Annotated in this window: 10 protein-coding genes; 3 read left to right on the forward strand and 7 right to left on the reverse strand. The window is 46.5% G+C overall.

Annotated features, from left to right (window positions below; genetic code table 11):
- Positions 1 to 16 precede the first annotated feature (16 nt).
- Positions 17 to 940 (reverse strand): ribonuclease Z, encoded by a 924-nt coding sequence (gene rnz, locus I8U27_RS03435; protein WP_181750804.1) that lies wholly within the window; start codon positions 938 to 940, stop codon positions 17 to 19.
- Between the two features lie 212 nt (positions 941 to 1,152).
- Here rnz and I8U27_RS03440 point away from each other — a divergent pair, with 212 nt between their 5' ends.
- Together I8U27_RS03440 and I8U27_RS03445 are read left to right on the forward strand one after the other, a co-directional pair.
- Positions 1,153 to 2,298 carry an aminotransferase class I/II-fold pyridoxal phosphate-dependent enzyme gene (locus I8U27_RS03440; RefSeq protein WP_309506092.1) on the forward strand — a complete coding sequence of 382 codons (1,146 nt, stop codon included), beginning with the start codon at positions 1,153 to 1,155 and terminating at the stop codon, positions 2,296 to 2,298.
- Between the two features lie 357 nt (positions 2,299 to 2,655).
- The gene (locus I8U27_RS03445) at positions 2,656 to 3,588 is read left to right on the forward strand and encodes an MBL fold metallo-hydrolase (RefSeq protein WP_181750625.1); all 933 of its coding nucleotides are present in this window, start codon (positions 2,656 to 2,658) and stop codon (positions 3,586 to 3,588) included.
- A gap of 427 nt (positions 3,589 to 4,015) precedes the next feature.
- Here the strand turns inward: I8U27_RS03445 and recQ are convergent, their stop codons facing one another.
- Complete coding sequence (recQ, locus tag I8U27_RS03450; protein ID WP_198065839.1) at positions 4,016 to 6,175, reverse strand: DNA helicase RecQ; 2,160 nt, start codon at positions 6,173 to 6,175, stop codon at positions 4,016 to 4,018.
- Positions 6,176 to 6,539: 364 nt separating this feature from the next.
- Between recQ and I8U27_RS03455 the strand changes: the two genes are divergently transcribed.
- Positions 6,540 to 7,532, forward strand: a complete 993-nt coding sequence (locus I8U27_RS03455; RefSeq protein WP_181750626.1) for a lipoate--protein ligase — start codon at positions 6,540 to 6,542, stop codon at positions 7,530 to 7,532.
- A 291-nt stretch (positions 7,533 to 7,823) separates the two neighbouring features.
- Here I8U27_RS03455 and I8U27_RS03460 read toward each other — a convergent pair whose 3' ends face one another.
- From I8U27_RS03460 to I8U27_RS03480, 5 genes are all read right to left on the reverse strand, one after another.
- Positions 7,824 to 8,093, reverse strand: coding sequence for a hypothetical protein (locus I8U27_RS03460; RefSeq protein ID WP_181750627.1), 270 nt, complete (start codon positions 8,091 to 8,093; stop codon positions 7,824 to 7,826).
- Positions 8,094 to 8,173: 80 nt separating this feature from the next.
- Positions 8,174 to 8,533, reverse strand: a complete 360-nt coding sequence (locus tag I8U27_RS03465) for a cupin domain-containing protein (RefSeq protein WP_181750628.1) — start codon at positions 8,531 to 8,533, stop codon at positions 8,174 to 8,176.
- A gap of 45 nt (positions 8,534 to 8,578) precedes the next feature.
- The gene (locus tag I8U27_RS03470; RefSeq protein ID WP_181750629.1) at positions 8,579 to 8,773 is read right to left on the reverse strand and encodes a hypothetical protein; all 195 of its coding nucleotides are present in this window, start codon (positions 8,771 to 8,773) and stop codon (positions 8,579 to 8,581) included.
- 86 nt (positions 8,774 to 8,859) lie between these two features.
- The gene (locus I8U27_RS03475; protein ID WP_181750630.1) at positions 8,860 to 9,489 is read right to left on the reverse strand and encodes a hypothetical protein; all 630 of its coding nucleotides are present in this window, start codon (positions 9,487 to 9,489) and stop codon (positions 8,860 to 8,862) included.
- A gap of 231 nt (positions 9,490 to 9,720) precedes the next feature.
- Positions 9,721 to 11,043, reverse strand: coding sequence for a F390 synthetase-related protein (locus tag I8U27_RS03480; protein ID WP_198065840.1), 1,323 nt, complete (start codon positions 11,041 to 11,043; stop codon positions 9,721 to 9,723).
- Positions 11,044 to 11,045 lie beyond the last annotated feature (2 nt).

An 11,045-nucleotide genomic window follows, 5' to 3' on the forward strand; every position in this document is an offset into this window, starting at 1 on the left:
TGTTATCAGTCAAAGATCAGGAACGGGCCAATTGGTAGCTCCAAAAGTCATGGGCCAAATATGTATCAGGGAAAATTTCTCTTGTTTCTGCCAGTATTTCTTCGCATTCTTCAGGCAAAAAACGGGAGCTGATGTGATTGAGGATCAGCGTTTTTACCTGTGATTCTCTCGCCACCCGGGCTGCCTGGGCGGAGGTGGAATGAAAAAAGGCTTGTGCCATGTCTTCCTGACCTGCGCGGTAGGTAGACTCATGAACGAGCAAATCAGCCTGTTTTGCCAGTTCAAAGCAAGTGGTTGTCAGTCGGGTGTCTCCCAGAATGGCCAGTTTTCTCCCTTTTTTGGCCGGGGCCAGGAAATCACGTCCATGAATCACTCTGCCATCGGGAAGTTTCACCGTTTCTCCTTGTTTTAAGCGCCGGTAAACAGGTCCCGGAGGAATATCCATCTCTTTTAAGCGATTCACATTCAGCCTGCCTGGTTGCTCTTTTTCCTCAATCCGGTATCCAAACGAAGGGACCCCGTGATCCAGTAACCCGGCTGTGAAACGAAAGTGTTCGTCATCAAACTGATAACCGTGCTCTACTTCAATGATTTCCAGAGGATAGCGCAGATAGGTTTGGCTCGTTTTTAAAGCAGTATCCACAAAGGCGCGCAGTCCTGAGGGACCGTATAAAGTAAGCGGGCTTTCCGCTCCCTGAAAAGAACGGCTGCCCAGTACACCCGGCAGGCCGAAAATATGGTCGCCGTGTAAATGGGTGATGAAAATCCGGCTCACTTTGCTTAATTTGACGGGGGAAGATAAAATTTGGTGCTGAGTCGCTTCGCCGCAATCGAACAGCCAGGTCTGCCCTTCATATTCAGGGAGGGTCAGTGCAAATGAAGAAACATTTCTCATGCGGGAAGGTATACCGGCTCCGGTGCCCAGGAAATAAAGATTCATCTTTAATTGGCGCAGGAGACCCCGATCTTCTACAGGTCGGGGAGGAACGCGCCTTTTCTCCCTCCTTCTTTTTATTTGGAATGTTCCTTTCTCTGAACTCACTCTCTTTTATGAAAAATAAAGGAAGAGAATGATTTTTTCTCTGTAGTTTGATAGGCTATACCTATTATAACTGTATCTGCAGACAGAAGATCAGGGAAGGGGGAATTCCCGTGAAAATAAGAACACAAAAAGCCATGAATCTTCCCTTTACTTCCATTGTGCGTGAGTTGCCTGCCACTGTCCCTTTTATTCCGGTGGAGGCTCTGGAACGGCAGAGCGGAAAAAAGATTCACACTCGCATTGGTGCCAATGAAAGTTCATTTGGCGTATCTCCGCTTGCAAAAAAGGCGATGGAAGAAGCTCTGCAAACGATTCATTGGTATGGTGATTCAGAATGCTATGATTTGAGAAAAGAATTATCCCGGGTTCATGGAGTCCGGATGGATGAGATTTCGGCAGGAAGCGGCATTGACGAATGTCTGGGGCTCGTTGTACGTGCTTTTCTGGAGCCGGGAGAAGTGGTTGTCACTTCGCTGGGGGCTTATCCTACTTTTAACTATCATGTGTCCGGTTTTGGGGCGAAACTGGTGACCGTTCCCTATCGCGATTATATGAATGATCTGGATGCCCTGGCTGACAAGGCAAGGGAAGCGGATGCCAAAATGGTTTATCTGGCCAATCCCGATAACCCCACCGGCACCTTTCACTCCGCCGGGGCTTTGCATGGATTTCTGGAAAAGCTTCCTGAAGATTGCCTGCTGTTGTTGGATGAGGCTTACATCGAATTTGCGCCAGCCCATGAGGTGTTGCCGCTCAATCCCCAAAACCCAAGGGTCATCCGCACCAGAACATTTTCTAAAGTTTACGGTATGGCCGGAGCAAGAGTTGGGTACGTACTTGCAGCGAAAGAAACGGTTCAAGCGATTGACAAGATCCGCAACCACTTTGGAGTGAACCGCGTGGCACAAGCAGGGGCCGTTGCTTCGCTTAAAGACCCGGACTTTGTGCGGCAAGTGGTCCGGGACGTCGAAGAAGGGAAAAAAGAGTATCAGGAATTGGCGCAGAAACTCGGATTTTCATCTTTGCCTTCCTATACCAATTTTGTCGCCATTGATGTGGGATCTGAAGAGAAAGCAGTCGCGATTCGTGAAGCATTGTTTGAAAAAGGTGTCTTTATTCGTACCCCGCAGGTGTTCCCGCTCAGCCGCTGTTTAAGAGTGACTGTGGGGACACCGGAGGAAAGACAGATTTTTGCGCAAGCTCTGGAAGAAGTAGTTAAAGAGATGTCCATAACTGGTGACACAACCCGGAGATGACAGGGAAATGGGGAAGACCGAGCAAGATCAAAGCATCTGCCTTCACCAAAAGGAAAAGCTGATAACTGATAGATTGTAAGGTACAGATAAACCGGTTCCTTCGCATAAAAGGAGCCGGTTTATTTGCGCACATAATGTGACAAAATTACACTGACCCGGAGGTATGGTGACTTCATGTCCACCAGTCCGGAATGATCGGGATGCCTGGTAAACGGAAAAATGCTATCCTTTTTTTATACTAAATAGATTTCTGTAAATCTATCAACTCAAGAATTTTGCTGAGCTGAAATATCGCCGGTACTTTGTTAATCAAGTTGAACCTGTGTAATTCCCGATGATCGTTTAAGGAGCTGGGTGATGAATATCATGCTGACCGCACTTTGTGTTCTTGTTGTCATCCTTGTGGTGATTCCCATATCTTTTGTGTTGTTCAGGTCGAAACGGCTTCCGAAGCCGGGGGATCAAGAATCTGTCAAATTGTTAAAGCCTGCTGATTGGAAAGAGGATGAAGTGACGGTGGGCTGGGTGGGCCATTCAACTGTTTTCATCAACTTGTACGGAACCAAAATCATGACGGATCCCGTATTGGGAAAACGGGTAGGAGTCCATTTGTTCGGAGAGAATTGGCAAATCGGCCCCAAACGGCATATCCCTCCGGCGCTCTCGTTGGACGATGTGGGCAGGGTTGATCTGATTTTGCTGTCACATGCCCATTTCGACCATTTTGATATCCCTTCCTTAAAGAGATTAGCACATCCCGACACACAGGTGGTAACTCCCACAGGGACCTCTCATTTACTGAAACGGCTCCCTTTTGGAAAAGTGACGGAGTTAAGCGGGGAAAAAAGCATTCAGCTTGAAGCGGGGATCACCATCACCGCTGTACCTGTGAAGCACTGGGGCAATCGTTTTCCATGGAATACAAATTATGGATATACCGGCTATTTGATTGAAAAAAAGGATTCCCGCCTGTTTTATCCCGGTGATACCGCTTATACACCGGAGTTTAGTAAGTTGAGAGAAGCCGGGGAAATTGATCTGGCCTTTATGCCGATTGGAGCGTACCAGCCGTACCGCTGGGCGCATTGTACACCAGAAGAGGCCTGGCAGATGTTTGTCGACACAGGCGCGAAATGGCTGGTTCCCATCCACTGGAATACATTTGTTCTTTCCTATGAGCCCGTGGATGAACCGATAAAGCGATTGATCGAAGCGGCGGGAACCGAGGCAGACCGCATCGTGCTAAAAAGGCGGGGAGAAACTTTTCAGTTTGTCAAAGCCTATCATTGACTACTCCCCACGCATAAAATGCGGAGATTCTTGGGTAATCCCATCTATTGAAGAGAAGTTTACCAAGCTAACCCTGTGAGCCCCGCGGTTAAAAGAGAATTTCGTTGCCACGTCTTAGACCAGACTTACTGCTTGGTTTTCGCTTTTCATCCTGGCCAATCAGGTACGCATAGCATTTTACATGCAAGACGATTGGCTTGCACAACCCGATAGGCTATCCACTTTTCAAAGAGCAACTTAGGTAAATATTAACAAAAGAACATGTGTTTGTAAACTGTATTTTTCAAAAAAAATGTCGGACTTGCAAGAGGGATCAACCCTCCCTCGTCCGATGCTCGCTTTTCATCCACATAGCTAAAGCAAGTGGTTTTCTCGCTCGCAAAGATATAAAACGGGTCAGCCCATTTCAGCACAGGAATGAAATGGGCTATGTTTGTACGGGGAGCAAATGCTGCCTTTTGGCAATCGCCGCCTTGATTGCCATGTAACTGACCTCACGGGGAAGAGACTCTTTAAGCGGTTTTAGCTTTTGGGCACCGATCTCCTCAATTTTTTCCATGATCAAGGCTTCGTGTTCGGCGGGAATAAAAGAGTCCCAATCAAGAGAAAGGCCGTCCAACCCGCACCGTAATAGATGATCCTCAACCGTATTTTTGGTAATTTCCCGGACACGGGCAATTTCTTCAATTGTTTTTCCCTGCTGGTACATGCGATAGGAAACCAGATGGCTTGCTTCTTTTTTGCCGGTGTCCGGCCTGGAGTCTGGCAATGTTGTTGGCGGAGTGATCCCGTGTTGATCCACATATTCCCGGATGACGGTTAAAAACTCCTCTCCATACTTGTCAACCTTTCGTTCACCCACACCGGAAATGGTCAGCAGATGCTCCCGGCTCTGTGGTAACCGCCGGCACATCTCCTTGAGTGTAGAATCATGAAATATGATATAAGGAGGAATTTGTTCCTGTTGAGACAGTTTCAGGCGAATGGCCTTCAACTGTTCAAACAAATCATTTTGCGCATCGCTCTGTGCCGGCAGATCTTTATGTATCTTTCTCAGCCTGCTTACCCTTCGCTCCCCTTTTAACACCTCGACAGCTCTTGCTGTCAATTTAGCTACTGGAAGGGACTGGTCAGTCAATTTGATGGCCAGATAACCTTCGGCAAGCAGCATCTGGCAGAGTTGATAAATCTCTTTTTCCGTATGTTCATTCATGATTCCATAAGTGGGGATGCGATCCAGCCCCCATTCCAAAAGCCGTTTGCTCCTGGAGCCTTTCAATACTTTGGATACGGTGGACAGTCCAAATTTTTCTTTCATTCGTTTGATGCAGGAAAAGATTTTTTGGGCCTCAATCGTGATATCTATTTCCTCTTCCTCTGTTAATCTGCGGCAGTTGCTGCATTTACCGCAAGGGTTTGTTTCATGGTCGCCAAAATACCCGATAATTGAGTTTTGCAGGCATTGTTCGGTGTGGCAGTAATTTTGCATCGCCTGCAGCTTGCTGAGTTCGTGCCGCTTTCGTTCGGGTCCCAGTCCGGAATTTTCAATGAGGAACTTCTGTGTATATACATCCTGGGGGCTGAACAGCAGAATACATTCACTTTCTTCGCCGTCCCGCCCTGCCCGTCCCGCTTCCTGATAGTAAGATTCCAGATTTTTTGGCAGGTTGTAATGAATGACAAACCGCACATTAGATTTATCAATGCCCATCCCAAAGGCATTGGTGGCAATAATGGTTTGAATCTGATCATAGGAAAACTTTTCTTGAGCCCGGCTTCTTTCTTCATCGCTCATACCCGCATGGTAAGCAGCCGTTGCAAAGCCCCGGGCTGTGAGGAATTGGTGCAACTGATCCACTTCCTTGCGGGTGGAACAGTAGACAATCCCCGTTTGCCCCTGATGAACGGCAAGATAGTTTTGTATAAATTCCCGTTTGTTTTCTTCATGGCGAACAGCGAAACTTAAATTTTCCCGTTGCAATTTTGTGGCGTAGATATTTTTGCCGGAGATGCCCAGCAGAGTGGCAATATCTTCACGCACTTCCGGAGTGGCTGTTGCGGTGAGGGCCGCAATGATCGGTTTGCGCGGCAGTTGCCGGATCATCTGCGCCATCGAACGGTAACTGGGGCGGAAATCATGGCCCCATTGTGATATACAGTGGGCTTCGTCAATCGTTACCAGATAAACGGGAAGGGTTTCAAAAATGGCATGAAAGCGGTCTGACTCCAGCCGTTCCGGTGCGATATACAGAAGTTTGTACTTGCCTTCCAGTGTTTTGCGAATTCGCTGGTCGATTTCTCTTAAGGTGAGTGAACTGTTTATATATGTAGCCGGGACCCCCAGTTGATGCAGCCCGTCCACCTGGTCTTTCATCAGTGAGATCAAAGGAGAAACCACAACGCTAACACCGGGAAACATCAATGCCGGAATCTGGTAGCAGATGGATTTCCCTCCCCCTGTCGGCATGATCCCCAGCGTGTTATATCCGGTCAGGATACTTTCGATCACTTGTCTTTGTCCGCTGCGAAATGAAGGAAACCCGTAATATCTTTGCAGCAATTCTTCTGCTTGTTTCAAAGACAACACAGATCACCGCCTTTCGACAATTTCGCAGTTTCTTTTTCTATATCTTACACGAACATTTTTTCTCTGTGGACACTAAAATAATTTTTATCTCAAAAAGCCGAGAAGACTCCCACCTTAACAAAGTAGGTGGGGGGATGAATTGGCTTCGGACGAGGGAGGGCATAAGCCCTCTCAGGAGTCCGACACTTGTTTCAGATTGATGCACTCGTCCTCCCCATGATACTTGCACCAACAGCCTCTTTCATGGCTTCTAACCCGGTGTACCCATTTTTCCTATTTTCACAACGGTTATTGTAAAAATGACAAATCAATTTCTTTGATCTACAATAGATGGGCAAGCTTCTTTTCAGAGGAGTGAACAACAATGTTATTTATAGATAACCGGAATATCACTGATCCGCGCATCAATCTGGCGATTGAAGAATATGCGTTGAAGCATTTGGATATTGAAAATACCTATCTTCTCTTCTATATAAATGAACCTTCAATTATTATCGGGAAACACCAGAACACAGTAGAAGAGATTCATGTGGATTATGTGCGGGAGAACCATATTCATGTGGTCCGGCGGCTGTCCGGGGGAGGAGCGGTCTACCATGACCTGGGGAATTTGAATTTCAGCTTTATCACCAAAGATGACGGAAAAAGCTTTGCCAATTTCCACAAGTTTACCGAACCGGTGATTGAAGCGCTTCATCAGCTGGGAGTCCATGCAGAGCTGAGCGGGCGGAACGATATCCAGGTCGATGGCAAAAAAATCTCCGGAAATGCTCAATTCTCAACTCGGGGACGGATGTTCAGCCATGGAACGTTGATGTTTGACGTAGACCTGGAGCGGGTGGTGAAAGCCCTCAATGTGAAGCAGGAAAAAATCCAGTCCAAAGGGATCAAGTCGGTTCGCAGCCGTGTCGCCAATATCAGTGACTATTTGCAACATCCGTTGACGATTCAGGAGTTTAGAAAAATCTTGTTAGAGTCCATCTTTGCAGGGCACAGTCCCATTCCTGAATATGTTCTCACTGATACGGATTGGGAGAAGATCCGTCAGATCTCAAAAGAACGCTACCAGAACTGGGACTGGAATTACGGTGAATCTCCAGAGTTTAACGTCCAGCATACCAAACGCTTCCCCATCGGCTCCATCGATGTCCGGCTTGACGTCGGGGAAAAAGGAATCATTCAAAACTGTAAAATTTACGGAGACTTCTTTGGGATCGGTGATGTGTCCGACATTGAAAAGCGCCTGATTGGCAAACGTTATGACCGGCAGGAGATTGAACAGTCCCTGGCCGGAATGGATATCAAACATTATTTCGGAAACATAACAAAAGAAGAGTTTATTGATTTGGTATACTGAGTTGGAAAAGAGCCTCTGTCGGACTGAGGCTCTTTATTGTGCCGCAAAGCCCCTCATTGTCATTTGCCAGAGCGGGCTTTAACAGAACTTGTCTCAAAAAGGTTTGAAAAATGAACGTACCACTGTAACTGAACAAAATGTCATCGTCTATAAAGTACCTTAGAAAAAACCACTCAAACTCTGAGTGGCTTAGATTTTCATACTAATTTTTATCCCGAATCATTTTACAGACTTCAGATTTCCCTTCCTCCTGCAGGGTGAGTTGATCCCTGTCTGCTTTCATCGTCACAATCACGCTCTTTCCGGAAAACTCAAGCTTAAACTTGTCCCCTTCAATATGTTGTAGGTACCCGGTAAGGAGTCGCCAAGAAACATTGCGTTTTTGGGCATGAAGGAAATGGTATGTGTATAATTGCACACTTCATCTTCAATCCAGTCCCCTTGCAGGGCAGTGTACGGATCACTTTGCTGGCTGTCATTCCCGCCTGTGGTGTCAGAGGAGAGGTTACTGCAAGCTGTCATCAACAAAATCAATAACAAGAAAATAAAAACTTTTTTCACAGGTCTCATCCTTTACCTTGAAAAGATCAAAAAAGAGTCATATATATTCCGATTCATTTCATTAGATTTTTTAGATAAGGTCATTTGTTCGCCGGCATCAAGAGAGACGGGTCTACACCGGGTCCCTCAATGACGATCACTGTCATGCCTGTTTCTGAACCGGATTCATGATTTTCACCTGCTTCCCAGAATACGGCTTGACCTGACATAATCGGGACTTTTTCTGTCGTCTTGCTCCGAACCCAACCGCTTCCTGCAACAACCAAAAATAATTGTTTTACAACCGCAGGATGAAACCCCAAAACGCTATGCGCAGCAAAATGGATACAACCTGCTTGCAATTTTCCATCTGTTCGCATAATCGGAGAAATCTTTACCCCTGTACTGCTGAACTGAGTGATTTTACGGCTGACCGATGAGTCAAAACGAAAAATTTGCATATGTAAGCACTCCTCAGCTTGATGTCTGTTTTTTATTCGGTTTAATCACTTGCCGCCTTTTTCCCGCAATTGTTTCAGTGCATGTTTGATGATCCTTTGCACAACAGCGGCGGGTTGAATATGATGTTGATTGGCCAGTGCTTCGATCTGCTCAACCTCTGCATTGGTCAACCAGAAATTGTAGGACATAAAGGCATCATCGCTCATGTGTTTACGGTTTTGCCCGGATTTTGTAAACATCGACCAACACTCCCTGTGTCCGTGATTCTGTAAATATCTGTTCAAGATGTATCATATTAGATTCGGACAAAAAAATAAAGAATCTTCTATTTATTTTTGGGGAAAATCACATAGGAAAAAGATATCACCACATCAATGACGAATATGAGAGACCATACCATGCTGATTTTGCTTACCAGAGCAGACTGGAAAAGAGGTTGGCTCCCCCATTGGGAGGGGGCCTTTTCCAAAAGATCAGCCACAGGGACAGACAGGCCGAATGTAAGCACGAAGATGATGTGGGCAGCCGTAAAGACGAGAAGGTGTATAAGCAGGGCTTTCAGTTCTTTTTTTGTGTGGGCCCATCCGTATAATTTATTTTTTTCTTTCTCCTTGCATAAATGGGCGGGAACGGGTTCGCCGCGCCATTCAGCTATTTTACGTTGTACAAAGCGGTCTAAACGCTGTGCGTCTTTTTTGCCATAAGTAAAGGCGTAGATGATAAAGGCGACAATGATCACCTGATAGGTGGAGAATTTTCCCGTCTCCATATAGTCCAGCAGCCCCAATACAATAATCCAACATTCATTTAACAAAGTAACTCCTAACAGGACTTTGCTGAGTTTATGCAAACCTAATCCGTAGCGCAAGACCAAAAAGGAGATAGTTGTCAGCCAAAATACAATTTCCGCCCCGATCAATAGGGTCCAGCGGTTCTCAACGATAAAGTGAAGCACGATTCATTCGCCCCCTGAGACATATTGTGAATCTTGTTCCGTTCAATTTATGAAGGGTTCTTCCTTTAACGAACTTATTATAAAACCTTACGTAATGTGAGATTCAAGCCTTTTTATCTTGTTCGATACGGTCTTTGGAACTATTTTATATCAGGGGGTAAGAAAACGAACCGTTCATCTATATGGAAATGTGATGAAAAGTCAAAATTCAATGCACAAATCCCCCGGCCGCTACTGCTGAAGGGGGAATTTTCTCTCTACCCGCCGCAGTTTGGTTGCGCCGGGTTTTCGGCTGTAGGAAGTAAACCGGACAGATGGACTCAAACAACCGAGATGGTCACATAGTTTTTCCAGAGATGCGAGTATGTTTTGCCTGATTGGCCCCCGGTTGTTCACTGCGGCGGTCCGAAGCGATATCTCTACTTGCTCCGGGCTGTGTTGAATGGCCAGGTACTCTTCGATTTCTTCATCGGCTGTGATGATGGCGCGACGGATAAAATCGGGAAAGACCGGAACCAGTTGATCCGAAGAAAGCGAACGAAAATAAAAGAGGTCATCACAGCGCCCTTCAATCTGTTCAATCGCCAGAAAGACGGAGCCACAGGGACAGGGAGTTTTGCGCTCTGTTAAGATATCATTCAGCCTGTAGCGAAGGATGGGCTGTGTCCAACGCGAAAAATCGGTAATGATGGGTGAAAATTTGCCGGTGTCCGGGTCGAGCATCTCTTTTTGAATCACAACAATGTCTTCATTGATATGAAGTGTTCCATAAGGACAGGTGACGGCAAGAAAGCCTTCTGTACACTGGTAGACCTGGTGTACCGTTTGCTGAAAAGCGCGGCTGATCACTGCCTCATCCAGCGGGTCCAGCACTTCCGCTACAGAGATCACTTTTTGCGGGTGAATGTTCAGCTGTTGCAGCTGTTGCTGTTCAGCCAAAAATCGCAACATCGACGGCGGACCGACTAAAATGGTCGGTTGAAAAGAATTTAGCTGTTCGATGTGTTCTTTAACCGGGCGCAGTAAATCAAAAAAGCGGAATTGAATCCGTCCCCGTTCAACACTGGTGTACAAGTTGCTGTTGGCACGGAGGAAAAAGGCGATGTGATGACGGTCGAGCAAGGAGCCGGGCAGCAGTTTTGCCAGCATGGTTCCTGCCCACCGGTAACGTTCCTTCTCGCTGACCAGAAATAATCCCCGGTTTCCTGATGTACCCGAGGAGAGGCCAATCGTGATCCCCCTGATTGTAGGGGTAAAATCTCTGCTTTCCTCGGCCCGCATGGCTAATTGAAAAGCTTCCGCTTTTTTGATCCCTGCCGTATTCAACCGGTCGAAATGTTCCATCATCACCGTCTTATCAATGGTTGGAAAGTGTCTCCACTCATCCGGGGAGAGGCTGCCGAAATGTTCGCGATAAAAGGGGGAATGTTTCAGTACTTCCCGGATATGTTTTTGAACCCGGAGATCCTGCCATGCTTCAAGCTGTTCGCGTGAATGAAAGGAACGGCGGAATCGGGTGAGCAGATACTGGGTTAACATGGTTGGTATTTGCACTG

This window comes from Paenactinomyces guangxiensis, assembly GCF_016055185.1.
GTDB lineage: Bacteria > Bacillota > Bacilli > Thermoactinomycetales > Thermoactinomycetaceae > Paenactinomyces > Paenactinomyces guangxiensis.